Source organism: Thiobacillus denitrificans ATCC 25259 (assembly GCF_000012745.1).
In the GTDB taxonomy this organism is placed as follows: Bacteria; Pseudomonadota; Gammaproteobacteria; order Burkholderiales; family Thiobacillaceae; genus Thiobacillus; species Thiobacillus denitrificans_B.
In genome coordinates, this window is sequence record NC_007404.1 from 2,366,517 (window position 1) to 2,391,331 (window position 24,815).

Sequence of the window (24,815 nt, forward strand, 5' to 3'; positions counted from 1 at the left end):
CTCACAGGGCGGAAGCCACCAGCCGCTGGGTATAGGCGTGCTGGGGATCTTCCAGGATTTGATCGGTGAGCCCCGTCTCGATGACGCGGCCGTATTTCATGACGATGGCGCGGCCGGTCAGCAGGCGGATCACGCCGAGGTCGTGGGTGACGACGACCATGGCGGTCTTCAGCTCCTGCTGGATTTCCAGGATCAGATCGAGAATGCGCGCCTGCACCGACAGGTCGAGCCCGGTGGTCACTTCGTCGAGGAACAGCAGCGGCGGCTGGGTGGCGAGCGCCTTGGCGATCTGCACCCGCTGCTGCATGCCGCCGGAAAAATGCTTCGGCAGGTCGTCGACGCGGGACAGCAGCACCTCGGTGCGCGCCAGCAGGGCCTTGGCCCGCTCGCGGATCGCGCCGTAGTCCATCAGGTCGCTCATCAGCAGTCGCTCGGCGATGTTGCCGCCGGCACTGATGTTGAAATTCAGGCCCAGATTCGGGTTCTGGTAGACCATGCCGAAGCGGTGGTTGCGCAGCCAGCGCTGCCGGGCGGCGTTGAGCGCGAACAGCTCGTGCTGCGTGTCGCCGTCGAAAAAGATCGCCTCGCCGCCCGAGGGCGCCTGATCGAAATAGAGGGCCTTCACCACCGTCGACTTGCCGCTGCCCGATTCGCCCATGACGCCCAGAATTTCGCCCTCGAACAGGTCGAAGGACACGTCGTGGAGGGCGACCACGCTGCCGCAATGCGGGCACAGGTTGGTGTCCGCTTCCGGCCCGGTCGATTCGATGCAGTGCGGGCAGCCGGGGCCGTAGATTTTCGACAGATTCCTGACTTCGAGAATTTTATTCATGCCGCTTCTCCCCGCAGCGATTCCTTGCGCAGCAGTTTTTCGTCGCACCAGTCGGTGTCCGAGCATTGGTAGACCTTCTCGCCGGCATCGCTGCTGAACTCGTCGAGAAAGGAATCCGTGCAGCCGCAGCGCGCGCAGGCGCGGCGGCGTCCCGCCTCGTCGCGGAAATCCTCGACCCGGAACGGCACGTCGGAAAACGCCAGCGGCTCCGCGCGAGTGTGCGGCGGCACCGCGTAAATCTTCTTCTCGCGCCCGGCGCCGAACAGGGTCAGCGCCGCCGCATGGTCGAGCCTGGGCACGTCCCAGCGCGGAATCGGCGAGGGGTCGATGACGTAGTGGCCGTTGATGCGCGTCGGATAGCGGTGCGAGATGGTGATCTCGTCGAACTGGACGATGTCCTCGTACAGCTTCACCAGCAGGCGCGAATAGTCGGCCTCGCCGTGCATGATCTTGCGCTTGTCCTCGGACGGCTCGACCACCACCAGCGGGTCCGGGTAAGGCACTTGCAGCACGAGGATCTGCGTCGGGGTCAGCGGCCGTTCCGGGATGCGGTGGCGCGACTGGATCAGGCTCGCCTCCGCGGTGCGGGTGGTGGTGGAGACGCCGGGGCAGGTCATTTCGATGAACCGGCGCAGATTGACCGCGTTCACCGAATCGTCCGAACCCTGGTCGATGACCTTGACCACCTCGCCGGGACCGATCAGGGCCAGCGTCAGTTGCAGGCCGCCGGTGCCGAAGCCGCGTCCCATGGGCATTTCGCGCGAGGCGTAGGGCACCTGGTAGCCGGGGATGGCGATGGCCTTGAGGACGGCGCGGCGGATTTCCTTCTTGGCGTATTCGTCGAGGAAGCCGAAGTTGTAGGCGTTGCCGCCGGTGGTGTGGGGCATGGCGTTCATGCGGGTTCTCCCGACTTCTGCTGCGTGGTGCGCAGCCGGTCCAGGTCGGACTGGAAGGTGACGTAGTGCGGCATCTTGTAGTGCGAGGCGAAGCCCATGGAATCGACGCCGTCGACGTGCAGCAGCACGAACTCCGGATCTTCGGAAGGATTCGCCGGGCCGTCCTGCATGCCCTTCTGCAGCGCGCGGTCGAGAATGGCCATGGAGATGGCCTTGACCTCGTTGTGGCCGAAACAGGCGCCGTAGCCGACGGTGAACTGGGGCTTGCCGCCGGGCTCGGCGGCCGCGTACATCGCCACCACCTCGCATTCGGTCATCAGCACTTCGCCCGCTTCGGCAAGCTCGCCGGTGACCGGGTGCGGCAGCAGCACCGGCAGATAGCCGACGCGCAGTTCCGCCACCGTGGGATGGACGTCGCCGTAGCCACGCATGTTGGAATAGGCGATGGCCAGCAGCGAGCCGGTTTCCGCCCTGGCCATGGTCGCCAATGCGGCCGAGCGCGGCACCGGGAACACCAGCGGCTCGCGGGTGATGTCGAAGGCCGTTTGCCGTCGGGTCTTCGCGACCGGCGGCAGCAGGCCCTCCGCGCGCAGGGCGTCGAGCACCTTGGGATAGCTGTCGGGCAGTTGCGCCTCGCGGCAGTTCTCCAGCCAGTCGCGGGCCACGGCGCGGAAGGCTTCCGGCGATTCGTCCATCAGCTCCAGGCGCAGCAGGCGCAGGGCGTAATCGGGGGTCGGCCCCAGCATCTGGCCGCCGGGAATCTCCTTGAAGGCGGACGAGATGCGGCGGATCAGGCGCATGCGCGAAGTGTCGAGCGGCGGCGTCGCGCTCAGGCGCGGCCGCGTCGAGCGCCAGGCGCGCAGCGCGAAGGCGGCTTCCAGCGTGTCGCCCAGGCTCTGCTTGACGGCGAGCGCGGCGAATTGCGGGTGATACACCCCGCCTTCCGAAACCACGCGATCCACCAGATGGCGCAACTGGTGCAGGATGGCATCAATTTCGAGCGGCTCGGCATCGGGATTGCCCAGCCCTTCCTCGGTGCGCAGATATTCGGTCACGGCGGCGGCGCCGGCGATGGCGCGCCCGCCGCCCTTGATGGCAACGTAACTCATGTCGGCGGGTTCCCCATGGGGGCCGCGCGCGTGGTGCGCGGCAAGGCGACGATGCGCGTCGCGTCGGTGAACAGGATGTCGACGCCGAGCGGAAAGCCGGCGGTCCAGTCGGCGCGGCGCAGCAGCCAGTCGGGATGCAGGCCGTCGAGGCGCAGTTCGCGCCGGCCGTCGATGCCCGGACCATCAATTCCAGGCCCGGCGAGTTCCAGGGCCAGCGGGCCGCTGCCCACTGCCGCCACCTCAATCAGCAGGGTCGCGCCCGATTCCGGGCTTTCCAGCGTGCCCAGCGCCGGCTCGAAACCGGGCGCGCGGCGGCCGTCGGCGACGACGTAGCGCGCGTCTTCCGCCGTGCCGATCCGGGCCTGGAGCAGGGGCCAGTCCGCCGCGCCGAGCCGTGCATGGGGGTCGGCGAGCGTGGTCTCGCCATCCATCAGCGTGGCCAGTACGGCGCGTTGCGCGGTGGCGCCGTCAAGCCATGGCGTCAAATCGCGCACCTCGCCCGGCCGCGAAAACGCCTCGACCAGTTCGCGGAACACGCGCTGCTGGACGTCGGCCAGCCAGATGCATTCATGCTTCATCATCGTCCTCCCCGGTGTTGCCCAGCAGGGCGAAGTCGACGCGGGTCGCGGCGAGCATGGCGCGACGGCGGCGGTCTGCTTCGGCACGCAGGCGGGCGCCGGCCTGCACCTGCGCGGACACGTCTTCCCAGCCCGGCAGCCGGGCCGCGAGCACCGCGTCGAGAATCGCCAGCGTGCGGGCGAGCGCCGCGTCGTCGGCCATGACCTGCGCGCCGCCCTCGGCGCGGCGGCCGTCCGCCAGCGTCAGTTCGAGGCTGCACGTGGACAGCGGAAACTCGCCCAGGTAATAGGCTTCGTGAAAGGCGCCGTCGGCAAGCTGAAGCAGGCCCAGGCCCGCCTGCGGCAGGCGGGTGAGCCTGAGCTCGCAGCCCGCCGCCAGCCGCTCGGCCAGCGCGTGCAAGTCGGGCGCGGGATGGGCGGTCAGCGCCCGGATCCAGTCTTTTCTTTCCAGTTCCATCAGCCCAGTCTCCTTCGCAGCCACGCCGAGGCGTAGTCGATGATCAGAATGGTGGCGAGTATCACCAGGATCAGCGCCGCCGACTGGCCGTAGTCGAACAGGCGCAGGGTGTCGTGCAAGGCCAGGCCGATGCCGCCGGCGCCGACCAGGCCGAGCACCGAGGCCATGCGCACGTTGCGGTCGAGGATGTAGAGGGTGTAGCCCAGGGCCTCGCGCAGAATGGACGGCCAGCCGGCGTACATGACGCGCTGCGGGAAATTCGCGCCGGTGGCGGCCACGCCTTCATAGACCCCTTGGTCGATGCGTTCCAGACTTTCGGCGAAGAACTTGCCGAGGAAACCGGCCGTGTGCACGCCGAGCGCCAGCGCGCCGGGCAGCGGCCCCAGCCCCAGCGCCGCGACGAAGATCAGCGCCAGCAGCAGGTCGGGCATGGCGCGCATGAAGTTGAGGACTTCCCGCGCGATGCGATAAGAGACGGCGCCCGGCGTGAAGTTGCGCGCGGCCAGCGGCGCCAGGAAAAACGCCACCACCAGCGCGAACGCCGTGCCCCACAGCGCCGTGGCCAGGGTGACGCCCATCAGTTCCAGATATCTAGACAAGTCTGAAAAATCGGGCTGGCCGTAGCGGCTGAAATACTCGCCCATGTCCTCGACGCCCCAGACCAGCGTCTCGAAGGAGATTTCCAGATCCCACACGATCAGCCACAGCGCCGCCAGCGCCGCCGCCGCCCACACCGGGAACAGGTTGCGCGGCCGCGGCGGAAGCGCGGCCGCCGGCGCGCGCGGTTTCAATTCCTGTGTGTTCATACCCGTCTCCCGTGGATGATGCGGCTGCGCAATTGATCGGACAGGCGGTCCAGCAGCGTCACCACCAGATAGATGGACAGCGCGATCAGCAGCAGCCGCTCGTACTGAAACAGCCGCATGGACATCACCAGGTCGTAGCCGATGCCGCCGGCGCCGACCAGGCCGAGGATGGCGGCCGCGCGCAGATTGTGGTCGAGGATGTACATCACCGTGCCGACGAAATCCGGCAGCGCCTGCGGCAGCATGGCGAACAGGCGCACCTGCAGCCAGCCCGCGCCGTGCGCGCGCACGCCCTCCACCGCCTTGTTGTCCACCACTTCGATGGCCTCGGCGAAGAACTTGCCCATGAAGCCCACGGTCACGAAGGCCAGCGCCATGACGCCCGGCAAGGGACCCAGTCCGACCGCCGACACGAACACCAGCGCCCACACCAGTTCCGGCAGCGCGCGCATCAGGCTCAACAGATCGCGCGTGACCCGGTACACCGCCGGATGCGGGGTGGCGTTGCTCGCGGCCAGCACGCCCAGCGGCAGGCTGACGACGATGGCGATGGCCGTGCCCAGCACCGTCATTTCGATGGTTTCGAGCATCTTGTCCAGCAGTTGCGGCACGTAGGCCCAGTCGGGCGCGACGAACATCTGCCCGGCGAAGTCGATCATCCTGCCGACGGAGCCGATCAGGCGGACGAAGTCCACCTCCACGATGGGCGCGGTCAGCGCCAGCGCGGCGAGCAGGGCCAGCGCGCCGCCGACCAGCGGCAGCGGCGGCAGGCCGCTAGGCGTAGGCCAGCGCCAGGTCAAGACTGGTGTCATCTTCGATGCCTTCGCGTTGATAAATGGTGCGCAGGGCCTGCGCCGACAGTTCGGCGGGCGTGCCGTCGAACACCACGCGGCCGGCGTTCATGCCGATGATGCGGTCGGCGAAACGCTTGGCGAGATCCACCTGGTGCAGGTTGACCACCACCGTGATGCCGTCGCGGTCGCAAATCTCCCGCAGCAGCGCCATGATCTCCTCGCTCGATACGGGATCGAGACTGGCCACCGGCTCGTCGGCCAGGATCACTTTCGGCCGCTGCGCCAGCGCGCGGGCGATGCCGACGCGCTGCTGCTGGCCGCCGGAGAGCTTGTCGGCGCGGCTCCAGGCCTTGTCGGTGAGGCCGACGCGCGCCAGGGCTTCGCGTGCGATCCCCAGGTCTTCCTGGCGGAAGAGATAAAACACGCTGCCGACCCAGGAGCGCTGCGCGAGCCGCCCGGTAAGGACATTGGTGACGACCGACAGGCGCTCGACCAGGTTGAACTGTTGGAACACCATGGCCACTTTGGAGCGGATGTGGCGCAGCCTGTGCCCGTCGACGGTTTCGCCGTCGATGCGCACGGCGCCCGTGGTCGGCGTTTCCAGGCCGTTCATCAGGCGCAGCAGGGTGGACTTGCCCGCGCCGCTGGGGCCCAGCACGACGGTGAAACTGCCGGTTTGAATCTCCGTATCGATGCCCTTCAGGGCTTCGAAGCCGTTCGGGAAGCGCTTGGTCACGGATTGAATGGAAATCGCGGACATGATTTTCTCCTTGGTCCGGGAAGACAGGCCAAGGCGGCCTGTCTTCCCCTCTGCCCTTACTTGAGCAGGTCGTTCTTCTTCAGGCCCAGGTCCTTCACCATGTCGCGGATCATCTGGTAATCCTTGGGCGCGACCGCCACGTAATGGCTCAGGTTGCCGTAGCCGCTGACCTTGATTTCCTTGTGGGCGTTCAGGATGGCGTCCCGGATTTTCTTTTTCGTCGCCGCCGGCAGATCCTTGCGATAGACCAGGGGCGAGCCCGGCAGCGGATCGGATTCCTTGACGACGCAGTTGGTCTCTTTGGTGATGAGGCCCTTGGCGAGCATCTTCTCGTAGGTGATGTCGTTGTCGGCGGCGGCGTCCACGGTCTTGTTCTTGACCGCCAGCTCGGCGGCGTCGTGCGAGCCGGAGTAGGTGAACTTGCCGAAGAACTGCTGCGGCATCATGCCGGTTTCCTTCTTGACCATGTAGGTCGGCATCAGGCCGCCCGATGTCGAGGCCGGATCGACGAAGGCCACGCTCTTGCCCTTCAGGTCCTTGATCGACTTGACGCCGGCGTCGCAGGGCGCGACGAAGAGGCTCTTGTAGGTATGGGTGGTGCCGCCCTCGCGGATGCCGACGGCGAAGGCCTCGGCGCCGGCTTCCTGCTCGGCCAGGTAATAGGACAGCGGGCCGAACCAGGCGACGTCGACGCGCTTCTTCTTCATGCCTTCGATGACGCCGGCGTAGTCGGTGGCGGTGTACACCTTCACCTTCTGGCCCAGTTTCTTCTCCAGGTGGGCGCGCATGGGCTCGAACTTCTGCACCATTTCTTCATTGTTTTCCGCCGGGATGAGGCCCATGACGATGTCGCGCGCCTGGGCGGATGCGGCGGCGAGGGAAAGGACCAGCGCCAGCGCGCTTGCCGAGAAAGTGTGTTTCACATACATTGCGGTTGCTCCCGTAAGATTGATCGATAGACAGGTCAAGGATTGATGCGCAGTTGGATCCGGTCGGCGCGGAACCGGGTCAGGGCGTATTCGAGCGGGGTACCGTCCCGCTCGTCTACATTGACGCTTTTGACCCGCAGCACCGGCTGGTTCTGGGCCATGCCCAGCAGCGAGGCGTCGTCGCCTTGCGGGAGTGCCGCGCTGACCAGGCTTTCGATGCGCCGCAGCTTCAGTCCGTGGCGGACGGCAAGATGTTCGTGCAGCGAGCCGCCGGGGTAGTCCGCCAGCACGTCGGGGAAGGCCTGCCGCGGCAGGAAATGGGAAATCACGCAGATGGCCCGGTCGTCTGCCAGGCGCAGGGATTCGATCCAGACGACGGGATCGTTTTCAGCCAGGCGCAGGCGGGTGGCAACGCCACCTCTCGCCGGGATGACCAACTTGCGCAAGACGCGGCTGCTGGCAGTCTTGCCGAGGGATTCGAAGGTTTCCGTGAAGCGCGTGCCGCTGCCCAGCACATAGTCGGCGGGGGCATCGAGTACGAAAGTGCCCTTGCCGTGGCGGCGCTCCAGTAACCCGGCGGCGATCAAGTCCTCTACTGCGCGTCGTATCGTGTGCCGATTGACGCCAAAACGCTCCGCCAACTCATTTTCCGAAGGCAGGCAGGCGCCCGGCGACAGGAACGAAGCGATCTCCCCCTTGAGCAATTTCGCGATCTGGCTATAGATCGCTTCGCCGCCATTCCGTTGCAAAGCCACAAGACTCATCTAGACATCCCCACATGACGTTTCGGGAACTCTAGGGGTTCAATGTGACCGTATGATGATGGAAATTCCGGGGGTGAACTGAAACTTGAATCGGTCCCTCGACAGCCTTCGAGACCGTCAGCATTTCAGGCCTGTAAGTTTTCTTTCGCCGAAAACGAGACGTACTCCATGAACCGCATGAACTTCTGCGATGAGTCGGCGACGCGCGTCAATGTTTCAGAAAACAGACATTACCGAGCGTCCGCAATCCGCAAGAAGCGACTGGCTGCAAAGGCCGAACAACCGTCCTTAACAGGATGTCAGGTTGCCGCATCCCCTATGCCGGCCTTCAAACACCGGTCGTCCCCCGCGATTATCCAGAGGCACCTGCAGCCACACCCCGCCTAGCCGCCGGCCCCACGCGGTTGCCCCGCCTCCCCGCTGCCGCTAGACTCTCGGGGTCGCTTTCTAACCGCTTTTGTCGTGAATCCACCCTGCCCCGCCCGCCATGCCACGCCGACGTGAGCCTCGTCCGGCGCCGGCGCTGGAACTCAAAACGACGCGCCTCGCCGGCATCCAGGTCGTCCTCAACAGCGCCGAGCATGAGGCGCTGAACAGCCACCTCACCACGATCTTCGCCGCGACGCCGGATTTCTTCGGCGGCGAGGCGGCGGTATTCGAGTGCGGGCGGCTGGCGGCGGACGCGGCCTCGCCCGACTGGCGCTGGCTCGCGCAGGAACTCAAGGACCGCGGGCTCAATCCCTTCGCGGTGCAGAACGCTTCACCCGAGATGGCGGCGGCGGCCGCCGAAGCGGGCCTGCTGGTGCTGAACGCTGCGGCGGCTGCGGCGCCGGTGGAAGCGGCACCGGCACCCGCGCCTGAACCGGAACCCGCGCCCGAACCCGAGCGCCCCGCGCCGGCCGCGGCCTCTGCGCCGACGCGGGTGATCGACAAGCCGCTGCGCTCGGGCCAGCGCGTCTACGCCGCCGGTGGCGACATCGTCGTGCTCGCGGCGGTGAACCCCGGCGCGGAGGTGATCGCCGACGGCAGCATCCACGTCTACGCGCCGCTCAAGGGCCGCGCGCTCGCGGGTGCGCGCGGCGACACCTCGGCGCGGATTTTCACGACGCACCTCGAGGCCGAGCTGGTCTCGATCGCGGGCGTCTACCGCACCTTCGACGCGGCGCCCGACGCCGCGGTCGCGCGCAAGCCTGCGCAAATCCGCCTGGCCGACGCGAGCCAGATCGTCATCGAACCTCTCTAACCCAACCCACCAAAAGGAAGCTCTGTGGCAACCATCATCACTGTCACCTCAGGCAAGGGCGGCGTCGGCAAGACGACGACCAGCGCATCGATCGCGAGCGGCCTCGCGCTGCGCGGCTTCAAGACCGCAGTGATCGACTTCGACGTGGGCCTGCGCAATCTCGACCTCATCATGGGCTGCGAGCGCCGCGTGGTGTACGACTTCGTCAACGTGATCCAGGGCGACGCCAACCTGAGCCAGGCGCTGATCAAGGACAAACACGCCGACAACCTGTTCGTGCTGCCGGCCTCGCAGACGCGCGACAAGGACGCGCTGACCGAGGAAGGCGTGGAAAAGGTGTTGAAGGAGCTCGAACACCAGGGCTTCGACTACATCGTCTGCGATTCGCCGGCCGGCATCGAGCACGGCGCGGTGATGGCGCTGACCTTCGCCGACGAGGCGATCATCGTGACCAACCCGGAAGTCTCGTCGGTACGCGACTCCGACCGCATCCTCGGCATCATCCAGTCGAAGAGCCGGCGCGCGATCGAAGGGCGCGAGCCGGTCAAGGAACACCTGCTCGTCACGCGCTATTCGCCCAAGCGCGCGGTCGACGGCGAGATGCTGACCTACACGGATATCCAGGAACTGCTGCGGATTCCGCTGCTCGGCGTCATTCCCGAATCCGAAGCCGTGCTGCAAGCTTCGAACCAGGGCATTCCCGCGATTCACCAGAAGGACACGCCGGTGGCCGAGGCCTACCTCGACGCGATCGCGCGTTTCCTCGGCGAACAACGCCCGCTGCGCTTCGTCGATTACGAGAAGCCCGGCCTCATCAAGCGACTATTCGGAGGCAAGTGACATGTCCTGGCTCTCCCTCATCTTCGGCGAAAAGAAATCGACCGCCTCGGTCGCCAAAGAGCGGCTGCAACTCATCATCGCGCACGAGCGCGTCGGCCTGTCGGGCCGTGACTTCCTGCCCGACCTGCAGAAGGACCTGGTCGCGGTGATTTCGAAATACGTCAAGATCGATCCCGACGACATCAAGGTCGGCCTCGAAAAACAGGGCAACTACGAGGTCATCGAGGTCAACATCGTGCTGCCCGAGATGCGCTGATCCGCACGGTTCCCAATCTACGAACGGCCGCCCGAGCGCAGGCGGCTCACCGCTGAACCTTCGCGCTCACGGGCGACGGGCTGACCGCCCCGCACCGCTTCGAGTCAGCCACCCTCGCTTCACTATTTCACCGCCTCGCGGATTTCGCGTTCCATCTCCGGCGTAACTTCGGTCGAACGCGCCGGCAGCGGCGCGGTGGCCCGTTCGCCGTTGCGTCCAATATCGTCGATAAGTCGCTTCATCTCCTCGATTTCGCGGACCTGGGATTCGATGATCTTGTCGGCGAGTTCACGGACCCGGGGGTCGCTGATCTCGGCCTTGCGCGCATTGTTGATCGCGATCGAGTGGTGGGGAATCATCGACTGCATGAAGCGAACATCGTCGATCAGAGCCTGGCGCCTGTTCAGCGCCAGCAGGATGACGCCGGCCAGCGCGGCGACGACGACGACCGCGATCTTGGTCGCCATGCCCTTGTACATCTGCCACATGAACGCGAGCATCACGACGCTCATTGTGCATCCCATCACCAGCGATGCGACCGCGCGGTTCGCGCTGAACAGCGCGTGGTCGAGCGAATAAACGAGCTGATACATCAGGAAGAACATGATGAAGGTCGACACGGCGATCATCGCCGCGAAACGGCCCCAGCTCATGCTCATCGTCTGCTTCGAGTGCTCCATGATTTCTCCTCGTCCGATGCCGTGCGGCGTTTGCGGGTTCTGCGGGCGGAAAGTCCGCGCGCAGCCCTGAAACATAGACGAGTATGTCGCCGTCGCCAGGCGCCGGCCACGGCGCGGCGATTCAGCCAGTGGAAGACGCGCGGTCTGCCTGGGCGGAAGTTACGCGCGCCACTTCCGCCGCCAGTCGCTCGAGATTTTGCTGGTTCGCGGCGGCGACGAAGTCGGCAATGCGCGCGTAGTGCGCGGGCGTGTCGAAGGTCTGCCGCCACACCGCCTCGGTGCCCGCGGCGTGCGGACGCAACTCCAGCGTCAGCACGAAATGGTGGCCGTTGAGATGCTCGATCTCGAACAGCCGATCGGTTTCGATGCGCGTGAAGCGGCTCTCGTTCGGATAGTCCTTGCCGTCGGGGCCGTTCATCGTCAGCAGCCAGCGCCCGCCCGGGTGGAATTCGAAGGTGTGGATCGTGCTCGTGAAGCCCTCGGGCCCCCACCAGCGCGCGATGCGGTCGGGATCGCGGATCGCGGCGAAGACCTCGGCGGGCGTGGCGGGGATCACGTGGGTTCTGTGGTCGGAGCGGTCGTCGGTCGGGTTCATGCGTTCCTCTTCACGGGGCGGGCAAGGGCGCTCACAGAAATCGATGCATCACGAACGCATCGACGTAAGCGTGTTCGGGATGGCAGAACGCCTCCGGAATGCGGCCGACGATTTCAAATCCGAGGGCCTGCCACAGGCGCACGGCGTGCGTGTTCGTGCTGACGACAAAGTTGAACTGCATCGCCCGGTATCCGCGCGATGCGGCGTACGCCAGCGAGTGCTCGCACATGGCGCGCGCGACGCCGCGGCCGCGGGCCTCGGCGCGCGTCACGTAACCGCAGTTGCAGACGTGCCGCCCGCCGCCGGCCTGATTCGGGCGCAGGTAGTAGGTACCGACGATGCCGCCTTCGTCCTCGGCGACGAAGGATTCCTTGTCCGCTGAGGTCCAGTACCCGAGCGCCTCGTCCGCGCGCAATGCCGGATCGATGGCGTACGTCCCACCTTCCCGCATGACAGGGAGAAGGATTTCGACGATCGCCGGGTAATCGCGCGCTTCCGCCGCCCTGATCTGCATCGCCGGAATTATAGGGGTGTCGGCCGCGCGCCCGGGCGCGCGACGCTCACGCCGCGACGCGCTCGACCGCAGCCAGATCGAGCATCACCCGCCCGTCTTCGACCCTGACCGGAAACTCGCGTGCGCAACCCTCGTCGGGCGCGACGGCGCAGCCCGAATCGAGTTCGATGTTCCAGTTGTGCATCGGGCAGGCGACGCGCTTTCCGTGCACGATGCCCTGCGAGAGCGGCCCGCCCTTGTGCGGGCAGCGGTCCTCGAGCGCGAAGACCGCGTCGTCGGCGGTGCGGAACACGGCGATGTCGATCGCGCCGTGGCGCACGATGCGCGCGCCGAGCCGGGGGATGTTGTTGAGGTCGAGAACGTCTGTCCACTGGGTCATGCTGTCTGTCCTTTTGCGCTCAGGCGGAAATGGTTTCGAATTCGTGCTTCAGCTTGCCTTCCTGGGCGCGCTCGAGCCACGGGTCGCGCTCGACCGAGAGCGCGAACAGCAGGCGCTCGTAGAGGGCGCACCTGCTCGCGGCGTCGTCGACGACTTTCTTCTTGACGTAGTCGAGGCCGACGCGTTCGAGGTAATGCACGGTGCGGTCGAGGTAGCGCGCCTCTTCGCGATAGAGCTGGAGGAAGGCGCCGGAATATTCCAGCACTTCGTCGGGCGTCTTGACCTTGACGAGGAATTGCGCGACCTCGGTCTTGATGCCGCCGTTGCCGCCGACGTAGATTTCCCAGCCCGAGTCGACGCCGATGACGCCGACGTCCTTGATCGCGACTTCGGCGCAATTGCGCGGGCAGCCCGAGACCGCGAGCTTGACCTTGTGCGGCGCCCACATCTTGTAGAACACCTTTTCGAGATCGATGCCCATCTGCGTCGAGTCCTGAGTGCCGAAGCGGCACCACTCCGAGCCAACGCAGGTCTTCACGGTGCGCAGCGCTTTTCCGTAGGCGTGGCCCGACGGCATGTCGAGGTCGGCCCAGATCTTGGGCAGGTCTTCCTTCTTGACGCCCAGAAGGTCGATGCGCTGGCCGCCGGTGACCTTGACAGAAGGCACGGCGTACTTCTCGGCGACTTCGGCGATGCGGCGCAATTCGGCCGGGGTCGTCTGCCCGCCCCACATGCGCGGGATGACCGAATAGCTGCCGTCCTTCTGGATGTTGGCGTGGGCGCGCTCGTTGATGAAGCGCGACTGCGGATCGTCCTCGGCCTCGCCCGGCCAGGTCGAGATCAGGTAGTAGTTGAGCGCGGGCCGGCACGAGGCGCAGCCGTTGGGTGTGCGCCATTCGAGGAAGGCCATCGCCTGCGGAATCGTCAGCAGCCGGTGTTCACGGATCGCCGCGCGAACGGCCTCGTGGGTGTGATCGGTGCAGCCGCACATCGATTTGGTTTTCGGCGCGGCCGAGTAGTCACCGCCTGCGGTGACCGCGAGGATCTGCTCGACGAGGCCCGTGCACGAGCCGCACGAGGACGACGCCTTGGTGTGCTTACGCACGTCCTCGAGCGTGAACAAGCCCTTCTCGCGGATCGCCTTGACGATGTCGCCTTTGCAGATGCCATTGCAGCCGCAGACTTCCATGTCGTCGGTCATCGCGGCGGCGCGGTTGATGCCCTGGTGGCCGAGATTGCCGCAATGATCCTGGCCGAACATCAGATGGTCGCGCAGCGCGCCGATGTCCTTGCCGTCGCGCAGCAGCGAGAAATACCACGCGCCGTCGACGGTGTCGCCGACCATGACGCCGCCGACGAGCTTGTCGTCGCGGATCACGAGTTTCTTGTACACGCCGCCGATCGGGTCGGAATAGAGGATCGTCTCGGTGCCCTCGCCACCCATGAAGTCCCCGGCCGAGAAGAGGTCGACGCCGGTGACCTTGAGCTTGGTCGACGTCGCCGAGCCCTGGTAGCGGCCGATGCCGTAGTGCGCGAGATGATTGGCGCAGACCTTGGCCTGTTCAAACAGCGGCGCGACCAGGCCGTAGGCGACGCCGCGGTGGGCGACGCATTCGCCGATCGAGTAGATGCGCGGGTCGAAGGTCTGCATCGTGTCGTTGACGACGATGCCGCGATTGCAGTGCAGGCCGGCGGACTCGGCGAGTTCGGTGTTGGGGCGGATGCCGACCGCCATCACGACGAGGTCGGCGGGAATCGCATCGCCGTCCTTGAAGCGGACCCCGGTGACGCGGCCGGACGCGCCCGCGACGAGTTCAGCCGTGTGTTTCTGCAGCAGGAACTTCATGCCTTTCTCTTCGAGGCTTCTCTGCAACAGGCGCGCGGCGGGTTCGTCGAGCTGGCGCTCCATGAGCCACGGGCCGATGTGCACGACGGTCACGTCCATGCCGCGCTTCATGAGGCCGTTGGCGGCCTCGAGCCCGAGGAGCCCTCCGCCGATCACGACCGCATGCTTGTAGCGGCCCGCGGCGTCGACCATCGCGTCGACGTCGGCGATGTCGCGAAAGCTCACGACGCCGGGAAGATCGGCGCCGGCTACCGGCAGGATGAAGGGCGTGCTGCCGGTCGCGAGCAGCAGCCGGTCGTAGCGCGCGCGCGTGCCGTCGGCAGTCTCGACTTCGCGCGCAGCGCGGTCGATCCTGACGACCTTCTGCCCGAGGTGGAGGCGGATGCCGTTCTCGCTGTACCAGTCGGCGCCGTTGAGGATGATGTCATCGACGGTCTGCTCGCCGGCGAGCACCGGCGAGAGCAGGATGCGGTTGTAATTGGGATGCGGCTCGGCGCCGAATACGGTGATGTCGTAAAGCTCGGGTGCAAGCTTCAGCAGTTCTTCGAGCGTGCGCACGCCGGCCATGCCGTTGCCGACCATCACGAGCTTCATCTTGGGGCCCTGCCCCATGGGCGTACTCATATCCATCTCACCACTCCAAACGAATAGCCAAAAGTGAGGACCGGCACGCCGTTGCGCCGGATCCACGGTTGCCGCGCGCGTACCTGCCGGCCGCTCATGCCGCGGCGCGGCTGGCCGCGAGCAGCCGTTTGAGCTCGGGCACGCACGACCCGCATTCGGTGCCACACTTCAACGCCGCTTGCAGCGCGCCGAGGTCGGCCCCCGCGTCGGCCGCGGCGACGATGTCGGCCTCTGCAACGTCGAAGCAGTTGCAGATCACGCGCCCGCGCACACGTCCGCCCGCCGGCGGATGCGCAACCGGAGCGAGCACCCAGGCGCGAAGCGCCTGCGCGTCGACGCCTTCGACGGCGAGGTCACGCAGCCAGGCAAACCCGGCGGTCTCGCCGGTGAGCCGCGCGGCGACGACGCGCCCGCCCTCGACGCGCACGCGCTTGGCGATCCCGCGCGGACGGTCCTCGTAATGCATGACCGTGAGCGGGTCGGCGAGGCCGAGCGCGGCGTCGAGTGCGGCGAGCAGTTCGTCGGGCACGGGATGCGCGTGCCCGACGCGCAGTGTCAGCACGTCATGCGCGCGCCCGGCGAGCCCCGCGGCACCGTACTCGCACGCGCGCAGGAGCGGCTGCACGGCGTCGAGCAGTCGCGCGCCGTCGCCGACCGCGATCGCGGCCATGCGCCACGGCAGATCGGCGCGCGCGACCTGCACCGCCGCGTGCTTGAGTTCGGGCTGCTTCGACACGGCATCGAAGGCCGGCAGCGTCAGCGCGTTGGCTCCAAGGCCCGACATGAAGCGCGCGCCCCAGTGCATCGGCAGGAAGCACTGGCCGGGCCGCACAGCCTCGCTCGCCTCGACTTCGACGACGACCTCGCCGCGGCGGCTCTTCACGCGCACGAGTTCGCCGGACGCCAGCCGACGCAGCGCGAGATCGCGCGGATGCATCGCCAGCCGCGGCGCGTCGGCATGAGCGAAGAGCCGGGCGACGCGACCGGTGCGGCTCATGCCGTGCCAGGCGTCGCGCAAGCGGCCGGTGTTCAGATGCAGCGGGAAGCGCGCGTCGATCGCCTCGGCGACCGGGCGGTAGGGCGCGGCATGAAAACGTGCGCGTCCCGAGCCGGTCGGGTAGACGCCGTCGGCGTAGAGCCGCACGCGCCCCTCGACGGCGCCCTCGGCAAACGGCCAGTGTTGCGGGCCTGCGTCGAGCCTGGCATAGGAAAGCCCGGTGATGTCGAGGTCGCGTCCGCGCGTCGTTTCGCGATGCTCGTCGAAGACATCCTCGGCGCACGCGTAGGGAAAGAGACGAACGCCACGCTCGGGATCGAGGCGACGCGCGAAGTCGGTGACGATCTCCCAGTCAGCGCGCGCCTCACCGGGCGGCGGGACGGCGGCGCGGACGCGCGCGATGCGGCGTTCCGAGTTGGTCATCGTGCCGTCGGTTTCGCCCCAGGCCGCGGCAGGCAGCAGCACGTCGGCGAAGCCCGCGGTCTCGGTGTCGGCGTACGCGTCCTGCAGCACGACGAGCTCGGCCGCGGCGAGCGCCTCGCGCACACGCGCCTGGTCGGGCAGCGATTGAGCCGGGTTGGTGCACGCGATCCACAGCGCGCGGATTTCGCCGCGCCGGACGGCGTCGAACATCTCTATCGCAGTCTTGCCGGGCTGCCCGGGCAGCGCGTCGACGCCCCAGAGCCGCGCGACCTCGGCACGGTGTTCGGGATTGTCGAGCTCGCGATGCGCCGAGAAAAGGTTCGCCATGCCGCCGACCTCGCGCCCGCCCATCGCGTTGGGCTGGCCGGTCAGCGAGAGCGGCGCGGCACCGGGTTTGCCAATCTGCGCGGTGGCGAGGTGCAGGTTGATGAGCGCGGCGTTCTTGTCGACGCCGCAGGTCGACTGGTTGAGCCCCTGGCAGTAGAGCGACAGGGTCGGCCCCCGCGCGAACCAGCGCGCGGCGGTGACGATGTCGGCCGCGGGCACGCCGCAGATCGCGGCCGCCTTCTCGGGCGTGTAGTCGCGCACGAGGTCGCGCAGCGCCGTCCAGCCTTCGGTATGCGCGTCGATGTAGGCGCGGTCGACGCGGTCTTCCCACAGCATGACGTTGAGCATGGCGTGAAACAGCGCGACGTCGGTGCCCGGCAGGATCGCGAGGTGCAGGTCGGCCTCGGCCGCGGTGTCGGTGCGACGCGGGTCGACGACGACGAGCTTCAGGTCGGGGCGGGCGCGCCGCGCGGCCTCGATGCGGCGGAACAGGATCGGGTGGGCGTAGGCAGTGTTCGACCCGGCGATGAACAGCGTTCCGGCTGCCTCGATGTCGTCGTAGCAGCCCGGCGGCGCGTCGACGCCGAGCGTCGCCTTGTAGCCGGCGACTGCGGACGACATGCACAGGCGCGAGTTGGTGTCGATGTTGTTGGTGCCGACGAGGCCGCGGGCGAGCTTGTTGAAGACGTAGTACGCCTCGGTCGTGAGCTGGCCCGAAACGTAGAACGCGACCGCGTCGGGTCCGTGTTCGGCGACGACGCTGCGGAATTTCTCGGCGATGTGGTCGAGCGCGTCGGCCCAGCCCGCGCGTGCGCGCACCGACGTCCTGTCGCGGCGAAATTCCGGATGGCGCGCGCGGCCCGACGCAGCCGCGGCGGCGAGGTGAAGTGTCGCACCCTTGGTACACAGGCGACCGCGGTTGGCCGGATGCGCGGGATCGCCGGCGACGCCGGTGACGACGCCGGCGTCGGCCTCGATCAGCACCCCGCAGCCGGTGCCGCAATAGCAGCAGACAGATGAAACGACAGACATGTTGGCTCCTCGGTGAGCCTTTCAGCAGGCCGCGTGCCAGCCGCGGTATCGCGCAAATTCAAGGACTTGGCGGAAGCGAGCCGGCGCCGGCGCGCGCCCTCGGTGCGCCTCGGGGGGCGCGCGCCGCAAATTGGTGCGAGGTGCGGCGCCGATGCGCGCCCGGGTCCCGCGACGCCGCTTCAAGACAGTCGCCGCTGGCCGCCCGGCCTTGTCTAGCGCCCCTGAGCGCCTATAAAGACGAGTCCAAGCGCACGTTCAGGAAAGCAACGATGAGCCAGAAAAAAAAGCCGGCGAAGGCCGGCCCCGACGAAAATTTCGAGCGCGGCGCCGGGGGTGAAATCCACCAGACCGCCAACGGCGCGCATCCGCCGCTGACGACTAACGACGGTGTACCGATTTCCGACGACCAGAATTCGCTGCGCAGCCACCCGCGCGGCCCGACGCTGCTCGAGGATTTCGTCCTGCGCGACAAGATCACGCACTTCGACCACGAGCGCATTCCCGAACGCGTCGTCCACGCCCGCGGCAGCGCGGCGCACGGCTACTTCGAACTGACCGAATCGCTCGAGAAATACACGACCGCGCGCATCCTCACCGAGGTCGGCGAGAAGACCCCGGTGTTCACGCGGCTCTCGACCGTCGCCGGCGGCGCGGGCTCGGTCGACACGCCGCGCGACGTGCGCGGCTTCGCGGTCAAGTTCTACACCAAGGAAGGCAACTGGGACCTCGTCGGCAACAACATCCCCGTGTTCTTCATCCAGGACGCGATCAAGTTTCCCGACCTCGTCCACTCGTTCAAGATGGAGCCCGACCGCGGCTTTCCGCAGTCGTCGACGGCGCACGACACCTTCTGGGACTACGTGTCGCTCACGCCCGAGTCCATGCACATGATTCTGTGGATCATGTCCGACCGCACGACGCCGCGCTCCCTGCGCATGATCGAGGCCTTCGGCGTGCACAGCTTCCGTCTCGTCAATGCGAAGGGCGCGTCGACCTTCGTCAAATTCCACTGGCGACCCAAGCTCGGCCTGCAATCGACGATCTGGGACGAGACGGTCAAGATCGCCGGCGCCGACCCCGACTTCCACCGCCGCGACCTTTTCGAGGCGATCAGCGAGGGCAATTTCCCGGAATGGGAGTTCGCCGTGCAGCTCTTCACCGAGGCCGACGCCGAGCGCTTCCCCTTCGACCATCTCGACGCGACCAAGCTCATCCCCGAAGAACTCGTGCCGCTCAAGGTCATCGGCCGCATGGTGCTCGACCGCTGGCCGGACAATTTCTTCGCCGAGACCGAACAGGTCGCCTACTGCCCGACGCACGTCGTGCCCGGCATCGACTTTTCCAACGACCCGCTGCTGCAGGGCCGGCTCTTCTCCTACGTCGACACCCAGTTGCTGCGCTTCAACTCGCCGAATTTCCACCAGGTGCCGGTCAACATGCCGAAGTGCCCGTTCGCCAACCTGCAGCGCGACGGCCACATGCAGATGGAGCGGCCGAAGGGGCGCGTGAACTACGAACCCAACACGCTCGGCACGGACACGCCGCGCGAGACGCCGCAAGGCTTCCGCAGCGCGGCCGTGACCGAAAGCGGCGAGAAGGGCCGCATCCGCGCCGAGCGTTTCGCCGACCACTACAGCCAGGCGCGCCAGTTCTACGTCAGCCAGACCGAATACGAGCAGGCGCATATCGCGTCGACGCTCGTGTTCGAGCTCGCCAAGGTCGACCACGTTCACATCCGCGAGGCGATGGTCGGGCATTTGCGTCATGTCGACGAGGACCTCGCGCACCGCGTCGCGAAGGGGCTCGGCATCGATCCCTTGCCGCCGGCGCCCGAGGCCGCCGCGCCCGTGCAGGACCTGCCGCCCTCGCCCGCCCTGCAGATCATCGGCAACATGAAGGACACGCTCGAAGGGCGCATGGTCGGCATCCTCGTCGGCGACGGCTCCGACGGCGCGCGCGTCGAGGCGCTGCGCCGGGCCGCGACGGACGCCGGCGCCGCCGTGAAGATCATCGCCGCGCACGTCGGTCAGGTGAAGCTCGCCAACGGCAAGATGCTCAAGGTCGACAAGCAGCTCGCCGGAACGCCGTCGGTCCTCTTCGACGCCGTGGCCGTCGTCGTCTCCGAGGACGCCGCGAAGATGCTGCTGAAGGAGAGCGCGGCGCTCGATTTCGTCCACGACGCGTTCGGCCACCTCAAGGCGATCGCGAGCGACGCGGGCGGCCAGGCGCTGCTCGACGCCGTCCACGTCGTGCGCGACGCGGGTGTCGTCGATGCGGCCGACGTCGGCGCCTTCATCGCCGCGGCAAAAACGCGGCAGTGGGACCGCGAACCGTCGGTGCGACTACTCGCGTGAGCGCACGGCGCGCGGCGGAATAGCGCGGAGCGCGCGTCAACCTGCGCGCCGCGCAAAAGGCCTTGAGGGATTTTCGGCCCGTTGCGCGGGGCAGGCGATACCGTCGGTTGGAGGACAGGAATGTTTACGGACAACCCGTTTCTCGCCGTGGCCATGTTCGTGTTGCCGCGGTTCGGGAGATGGGGCTGCCGGTCCGCCACATCGTGTCCCGAACCGCGGTCGACTTTCGGCCGGTCTTGAATTAGACCGGGCCGCCACTACATTGAATGCATGGCCGCCCGGCGCGGCTTGAGGCTGTATTCACCAACTTCTTTTTGGAGAGCAATCATGGCCAACATTTCGCGGTACGACCCGTTCAGCATGTCCCGGATCGACCCCTTCACCGACCTCGATGATTTCTTCAAGGGCTTTTTCGTCCGCCCGGCACTCATGGAAGGCGGCGCGCAAGCCCCGCTGCAGATCAAGATGGACGTGAAGGAGAACGACAACGCCTACACCATCCACGCCGACATCCCCGGGGTGAAGAAGGAAGACATCCAGGTCAGCGTCGACGGCAACCAGGTCTCGATCAGCGCGGAAACCCGGAGCGAAAAGGAAGAGAAGGAAGGCGAAAAGGTCCTCCGTTCCGAGCGCCACGTCGGCAAGATCGCGCGCAGCTTCACGCTTCCTCATGAAGTCGACGACGCCCAGTGCCAGGCCAAATACAGCGACGGCGTGCTCGAACTGACGCTGCCGAAGAAGGCCGCCGCCTCGGCGAAGAAACTGTCGATCCAGTAAGGCCGCGCAGCAGCGGTCGCTCCCCGCCTGCGCGTGCCGCGGCGTCCCTAGGGCGCCGCTTTTTTTTTGCCGGCCGCCCTCGGCGGCGCCGCTTGTTTTTTTCGGGCGGCGTCCTCAGGCGCCGCCTTGTTTTTTTCCCCAGCGGGGTCGGGCGTTCTTTCGTGTCGGCGCCCGCCGGGCCGACCGCTGCTATCGTTTCGCCACTCCCCTTCGAGACCCGACCATGGAAATCCTGCTGTTGACCGGCCTGATTCTGCTGAACGGCGCCTTGGCCATGTCCGAGATCGCGCTGATCACCGCGCGCCGCGGGCGCCTCGTTCGACTCGCCGAGGACGGCAGCGCTGCGGCCGCGGTCGCCCTGCGCCTGCACGACGACCCGACGCGCTTCCTGTCCACCGTGCAGGTCGGCATCACCTCGATCGGCATCCTCAACGGCATGATCGGCCAGGCGGTGCTCGCGGAGCCCTTGGCGCGGTGGCTGCATTCCCTCGGCGTCGAGGCCGAGGTCGGTGGGGTCGCCGCGACCGCGCTCGTCGTCCTCGTCGTCACCTATGTCTCGATCGTCATCGGCGAACTGGTGCCCAAGCGCATTGCGCAGTTCAACCCCGAGAGCGTCGCCCGCCGCGTCGCGCGGCCGATGCAGGCGCTGGCCCTGCTGGCGCAGCCCTTCGTGCGGCTGCTCTCGGTGTCGACCGATACGATCCTGCGCCTGCTCGGCAAGCAGGCCGCGAGCCAGAGCGACGTCATCGAGGAGGAAATCCACGCGCTGCTCGACGAGGGCTCGGAATCGGGCGCGATCGAGCGGCAGGAGCGCGAGATGGTGCGCAACGTCTTCCGCCTCGACGAGCGCCATATCCATTCGCTCATGGTGCCGCGTGCCGACATCGTCTACCTCGACGTCACGCTGCCGCTCGAGGAAAACCTGCGACGTGTCGCCGACTCCGAGCACTCGCGCTTTCCGGTCTGCCGCGGCGGCCTCGACGAGGTGCTCGGCGTCGTCACCGCCCGGCAACTGCTCCAGCAGACGCTGCAGCGGGGCCGGCCCGATCTCGGCGGGCAGCTGAGCCCGGCCGTCTACGTGCCCGAGAGCCTGACCGGCATGGACCTGCTCGAGCAGTTCCGCGCCTCCGACGCGCACATGGTGCTCGTGATCGACGAATACGGCGAAATCAACGGCCTCGTCACGCTGCAGGACGTGCTCGAGGCGGTGACCGGCGAATTCACGCCGCGCAACCTCGACGAGGCGTGGGCGGTGCAGCGGGCCGACGGCTCGTGGCTGCTCGACGGGCTGATCCCGATCCCCGAGCTGAAGGACCGCCTCGATCTGAAAAGCGTGCCCGATGAAAGCCGTGGCCGCTACCACACCCTGAGCGGCATGGTCATGTGGCTGTCGGGACACCTGCCGCAGACCGGCGACGTCGTGGACTGGGAAGACTGGCGGCTCGAACTGATCGACCTCGACGGCAAGCGCATCGACAAGGTGCTGGCGACGCGTCTGCCAGATGCGCCGGCCGGCACTGCGGCCCCCGACGCACGTTGAGGCAAGGACCGCCGCCGCGCTAGGAAGCGGTCGGCTCGCCGCGGTAGATGCAGCCCGAGTCGTGGGTCTCCATGACCCGGATCTGTGACAGGCCGGGCAAGGACGGCTTCAACTGCGCCCACAGCCAGATGGCAAGCCGCTCGCTGGTCGGATTGTCGAGTCTGTCGACGTCGTTGAGGTAGCGGTGGTCGAGCGCCTCGTGGATCGGCCGCCACGCTGCCTCGATCTCGGCGAAATCGCAGACCCAGCCAAGACGCGCGTCGACCTCGCCGCTGACCGTCAGCTCGACCTCGAACGAATGCCCGTGCACGCGCGAGCAGCGGTGGCTGGCGGGCAGCGCGGGCAGGCGCCGCGCGCATTGCAGGTGAAAGATGCGGAAGATGTCCATGACGCATTCTCGCCGATGCGCCGCGGCCTGACCATGCGTGCCGCGGCCGGGGGGTGCGCCGCCGGCCGCGGGCGTCTAGGCTGCCAGTTGCTTGAGCAGGGCCGTTCGCCGGCCGGTTTCGCTTCCGGTCAGGACGAAACCCTGCATCTCGCCGGCCTTGCCGAGGTGGAGCGCGCAGACCCCGCCCTCGCCGCAGTCGACCTGCCAGCCGCCGGCAACACCGGCCTTGGGCGGCAGCACCGCGACCGGTTGTGCCGGCGTCTTCACCATCACCGGCATCGCGGGATACGCGACAGCGGTCGGCGTGCCGGTCAGGGTCGCCGCGAGTGCGCGCGCCTGCACGAGCAGCGGCTGCACGAATGGCAGATTGGCGCCGTCGACTTCGGCGCAGTCGCCGAGCGCATAGACGTCTGCGGCGCTCGTCTCGAGCAGGCGGTCGGCCCGGATTCCGCGCCCCACCTGCATCCCGGCCGCCTGTGCGAGTTGCACGCGCGGCCGCAGGCCGATCGCGGAGAGCACGACCTCGGCGACAACGGCGCTGCCGTCGTCGAGCACGAGGCGGTAGCCGCCGGCATCCGGCTCGACGCTTTTCGCGCTGCGCCCGAAATGCCAGGTCACGCCGAGCGCGGCGAGGCTGTCGGCCAGGCGCTCCCCCGCTTCGGGCGGGATCAGGCGTTCGAGCGGCCAGGCACCGAGATGCACGACGTCGACCGCGAAACCGGCCTGCGCGAGGTCGTTGGCGAATTCGCAGCCGATGAGGCCGCCGCCGAGCACGGCGACGCGCCTCTTGCCCTCGATCGCGCGACGGAAGGCCGCGTAGTCGGCGAGATCGTTCACGGCCAGAACGTCACCCGCCGCGCTGCCGGACAGCCCGTGCGGGATCGGGTCGGCACCGAGCGCGAGCACGAGCTTGCCGTAGCCGAGTTCGCCCTGGTCGGTCTGCACGCGCCGGCGGGTCGTGTCGATCGCGAGAACGCGCGTCCGCGGCTTCACCGTCGCACCGAAATCGGCTGCCATCTTCTCGGGTGATGCCCCGGCCAGCGCGGCCGCCGACTTGCCCGCGGCGAGCGCGTTCGACAGATTGGGCTTCGAATAGAAGACGCCGTCGTCCGCCGTCACGAGCGTGACCGGCGTCGTGCTGTCGCGCTTGCGGATTTCCTTGAGCAGGGTGTAGCCGGCGAGGCCGGAGCCGACGATCAGTATCGGTTGCATGGGACGCTCCTTGGTTGTTAAAACCGGGGGCCGCGGCCCCCGTGGCGGTCAGGCGACGACTTCGACCATCTCGAAGTCGGCCTTCGCGACGCCGCAGTCGGGACATTCCCAGCCTTCGGGCACGTCCTCCCAGCGGGTGCCCGGCGCGATGCCGTGCTCGGGGTCGCCTTGGGTTTCGTCGTAGATGTAGCCGCAAACGATGCATTGCCAGGTTTTCATGAGTCTTCCTTTCGATTGAGTCTGTTCGGGTTTCGCGGTCAGGCCGTAATCGCGTCTTTCTGCGCCTGATAGTGGCGGGCGTGCTTCTCTTCCACCTTGGCCAGCGCGGCGAAGCGCTTTGCCGCCTTCTCGAGCACGCCCTTGAAGCGTTCCGCGTGCTCCTTCGATTCGGCGATCTGCTCGTCCATCTCGGCGACCGCGGCGCTGTTGCCCTCGATCATTGCCGCGTGACGGAACTTCGGGTACATCTCGGTGTACTCGTAGGTCTCGCCCTCGATCGCATATTCGAGGCAGCGCGCCGGCGTCATCGACTCGCCGCTGAAGAGCAGTTCGGCGTGGCCGAAGGCGTGCAGAAGTTCCTGCGCCGCGGTGTCCTCGAACACCTTGGCGCTTGCCTCGTCGCCGGCCTGCCGACAGTGGCGGGCGAACCAGAGGTATTTGATGTGGGCCATCGACTCGCCTGCGAACGCGGCTTCGAGGTTCTGGATGGTGGGTGACGTGTTTTGCTGCATGATCGGCTCCTTGTCGAGTTATTCACGATGTCAATCAAGACAGAAGCGATGATAGAGATGAGCGAATAATCGATCCAACGGATAGTATTGATATCAATGATTGATGTTTTCAATCGGCCGTTCTCGGCCTGC

The 24,815-nt window shown here is 67.2% G+C and carries 26 protein-coding genes; 6 read left to right on the forward strand and 20 right to left on the reverse strand.

Annotation, left to right across the window (positions count from 1 at the left end; translation table 11 throughout):
- Position 1: 1 nt before the first annotated feature.
- Genes TBD_RS11505 through phnF form a run of 10 tightly spaced genes read right to left on the reverse strand, consistent with a single transcriptional unit; the run spans position 2 to position 7,925 of the window.
- Entirely contained in the window at positions 2-832 is an 831-nt protein-coding gene (locus tag TBD_RS11505; protein WP_011312804.1) for an ATP-binding cassette domain-containing protein, read from the reverse strand.
- Complete coding sequence (locus TBD_RS11510; protein WP_011312805.1) at positions 829-1,728, reverse strand: alpha-D-ribose 1-methylphosphonate 5-phosphate C-P-lyase PhnJ; 900 nt, start codon at positions 1,726-1,728, stop codon at positions 829-831. Before TBD_RS11510 ends, TBD_RS11505 begins: the two co-directional genes overlap by 4 nt.
- Complete coding sequence (locus TBD_RS11515) at positions 1,725-2,837, reverse strand: carbon-phosphorus lyase complex subunit PhnI (RefSeq protein WP_011312806.1); 1,113 nt, start codon at positions 2,835-2,837, stop codon at positions 1,725-1,727. Before TBD_RS11515 ends, TBD_RS11510 begins: the two co-directional genes overlap by 4 nt.
- Entirely contained in the window at positions 2,834-3,418 is a 585-nt protein-coding gene (phnH, locus tag TBD_RS11520; protein ID WP_041432740.1) for a phosphonate C-P lyase system protein PhnH, read from the reverse strand. Before phnH ends, TBD_RS11515 begins: the two co-directional genes overlap by 4 nt.
- Complete coding sequence (phnG, locus tag TBD_RS11525; protein WP_011312808.1) at positions 3,405-3,872, reverse strand: phosphonate C-P lyase system protein PhnG; 468 nt, start codon at positions 3,870-3,872, stop codon at positions 3,405-3,407. Before phnG ends, phnH begins: the two co-directional genes overlap by 14 nt.
- On the reverse strand, positions 3,872-4,678 hold the full coding sequence (gene phnE / locus TBD_RS11530; RefSeq protein ID WP_011312809.1) for a phosphonate ABC transporter, permease protein PhnE: 807 nt from the start codon (positions 4,676-4,678) through the stop codon (positions 3,872-3,874). Before phnE (TBD_RS11530) ends, phnG begins: the two co-directional genes overlap by 1 nt.
- Positions 4,675-5,478 (reverse strand): phosphonate ABC transporter, permease protein PhnE, encoded by an 804-nt coding sequence (gene phnE / locus TBD_RS11535; RefSeq protein WP_238376451.1) that lies wholly within the window; start codon positions 5,476-5,478, stop codon positions 4,675-4,677. The genes phnE (TBD_RS11530) and phnE (TBD_RS11535) overlap by 4 nt, the downstream gene beginning before the upstream one ends.
- Positions 5,453-6,232, reverse strand: coding sequence for a phosphonate ABC transporter ATP-binding protein (phnC, locus tag TBD_RS11540; protein ID WP_011312811.1), 780 nt, complete (start codon positions 6,230-6,232; stop codon positions 5,453-5,455). Before phnC ends, phnE (TBD_RS11535) begins: the two co-directional genes overlap by 26 nt.
- A gap of 56 nt (positions 6,233-6,288) precedes the next feature.
- Complete coding sequence (gene phnD, locus TBD_RS11545; RefSeq protein WP_011312812.1) at positions 6,289-7,161, reverse strand: phosphonate ABC transporter substrate-binding protein; 873 nt, start codon at positions 7,159-7,161, stop codon at positions 6,289-6,291.
- A 35-nt stretch (positions 7,162-7,196) separates the two neighbouring features.
- On the reverse strand, positions 7,197-7,925 hold the full coding sequence (phnF, locus tag TBD_RS11550; protein ID WP_011312813.1) for a phosphonate metabolism transcriptional regulator PhnF: 729 nt from the start codon (positions 7,923-7,925) through the stop codon (positions 7,197-7,199).
- A gap of 487 nt (positions 7,926-8,412) precedes the next feature.
- On the opposite strand from phnF, the gene minC reads away from it, so the two are divergent.
- The 3 genes from minC to minE are packed head-to-tail and all read left to right on the forward strand — an operon-like array spanning position 8,413 to position 10,264.
- Entirely contained in the window at positions 8,413-9,168 is a 756-nt protein-coding gene (gene minC, locus TBD_RS11555; RefSeq protein ID WP_011312814.1) for a septum site-determining protein MinC, read from the forward strand.
- A 24-nt stretch (positions 9,169-9,192) separates the two neighbouring features.
- Positions 9,193-10,008 (forward strand): septum site-determining protein MinD, encoded by an 816-nt coding sequence (minD, locus tag TBD_RS11560; protein ID WP_011312815.1) that lies wholly within the window; start codon positions 9,193-9,195, stop codon positions 10,006-10,008.
- Position 10,009: 1 nt separating this feature from the next.
- On the forward strand, positions 10,010-10,264 hold the full coding sequence (gene minE / locus TBD_RS11565) for a cell division topological specificity factor MinE (protein WP_011312816.1): 255 nt from the start codon (positions 10,010-10,012) through the stop codon (positions 10,262-10,264).
- Positions 10,265-10,386: 122 nt separating this feature from the next.
- Here minE and TBD_RS11570 read toward each other — a convergent pair whose 3' ends face one another.
- The 6 genes from TBD_RS11570 to TBD_RS11595 all read right to left on the reverse strand — a co-directional run bounded on the left by TBD_RS11570 (position 10,387) and on the right by TBD_RS11595 (position 17,681).
- Complete coding sequence (locus TBD_RS11570; RefSeq protein WP_041432741.1) at positions 10,387-10,944, reverse strand: DUF305 domain-containing protein; 558 nt, start codon at positions 10,942-10,944, stop codon at positions 10,387-10,389.
- Positions 10,945-11,065: 121 nt separating this feature from the next.
- Entirely contained in the window at positions 11,066-11,539 is a 474-nt protein-coding gene (locus TBD_RS11575) for an SRPBCC family protein (RefSeq protein ID WP_011312818.1), read from the reverse strand.
- A gap of 31 nt (positions 11,540-11,570) precedes the next feature.
- Positions 11,571-12,053 (reverse strand): GNAT family N-acetyltransferase, encoded by a 483-nt coding sequence (locus tag TBD_RS11580; protein WP_041432743.1) that lies wholly within the window; start codon positions 12,051-12,053, stop codon positions 11,571-11,573.
- Between the two features lie 46 nt (positions 12,054-12,099).
- Complete coding sequence (nirD, locus tag TBD_RS11585; RefSeq protein ID WP_011312820.1) at positions 12,100-12,432, reverse strand: nitrite reductase small subunit NirD; 333 nt, start codon at positions 12,430-12,432, stop codon at positions 12,100-12,102.
- Positions 12,433-12,451: 19 nt separating this feature from the next.
- Entirely contained in the window at positions 12,452-14,908 is a 2,457-nt protein-coding gene (gene nirB, locus TBD_RS11590) for a nitrite reductase large subunit NirB (RefSeq protein WP_011312821.1), read from the reverse strand.
- Between the two features lie 88 nt (positions 14,909-14,996).
- Entirely contained in the window at positions 14,997-17,681 is a 2,685-nt protein-coding gene (locus TBD_RS11595; RefSeq protein WP_011312822.1) for a nitrate reductase, read from the reverse strand.
- A 269-nt stretch (positions 17,682-17,950) separates the two neighbouring features.
- On the opposite strand from TBD_RS11595, the gene TBD_RS11600 reads away from it, so the two are divergent.
- The 3 genes from TBD_RS11600 to TBD_RS11610 all read left to right on the forward strand — a co-directional run bounded on the left by TBD_RS11600 (position 17,951) and on the right by TBD_RS11610 (position 22,352).
- The gene (locus TBD_RS11600) at positions 17,951-20,035 is read left to right on the forward strand and encodes a catalase (RefSeq protein ID WP_041432746.1); all 2,085 of its coding nucleotides are present in this window, start codon (positions 17,951-17,953) and stop codon (positions 20,033-20,035) included.
- 327 nt (positions 20,036-20,362) lie between these two features.
- Positions 20,363-20,812, forward strand: coding sequence for an Hsp20/alpha crystallin family protein (locus TBD_RS11605; RefSeq protein WP_011312824.1), 450 nt, complete (start codon positions 20,363-20,365; stop codon positions 20,810-20,812).
- A 223-nt stretch (positions 20,813-21,035) separates the two neighbouring features.
- A complete protein-coding gene (locus TBD_RS11610; protein WP_011312825.1) occupies positions 21,036-22,352 on the forward strand; it encodes a hemolysin family protein in 1,317 nt (438 codons plus the stop codon).
- Positions 22,353-22,371: 19 nt separating this feature from the next.
- Here TBD_RS11610 and queD read toward each other — a convergent pair whose 3' ends face one another.
- The 4 genes from queD to TBD_RS11630 all read right to left on the reverse strand — a co-directional run bounded on the left by queD (position 22,372) and on the right by TBD_RS11630 (position 24,683).
- The gene (queD, locus tag TBD_RS11615; protein ID WP_011312826.1) at positions 22,372-22,740 is read right to left on the reverse strand and encodes a 6-carboxytetrahydropterin synthase QueD; all 369 of its coding nucleotides are present in this window, start codon (positions 22,738-22,740) and stop codon (positions 22,372-22,374) included.
- 75 nt (positions 22,741-22,815) lie between these two features.
- Entirely contained in the window at positions 22,816-23,952 is a 1,137-nt protein-coding gene (locus tag TBD_RS11620; RefSeq protein WP_011312827.1) for an NAD(P)/FAD-dependent oxidoreductase, read from the reverse strand.
- A gap of 48 nt (positions 23,953-24,000) precedes the next feature.
- Positions 24,001-24,171 (reverse strand): rubredoxin, encoded by a 171-nt coding sequence (locus TBD_RS11625; RefSeq protein ID WP_011312828.1) that lies wholly within the window; start codon positions 24,169-24,171, stop codon positions 24,001-24,003.
- A 38-nt stretch (positions 24,172-24,209) separates the two neighbouring features.
- Entirely contained in the window at positions 24,210-24,683 is a 474-nt protein-coding gene (locus TBD_RS11630; protein ID WP_011312829.1) for a rubrerythrin family protein, read from the reverse strand.
- Positions 24,684-24,815 lie beyond the last annotated feature (132 nt).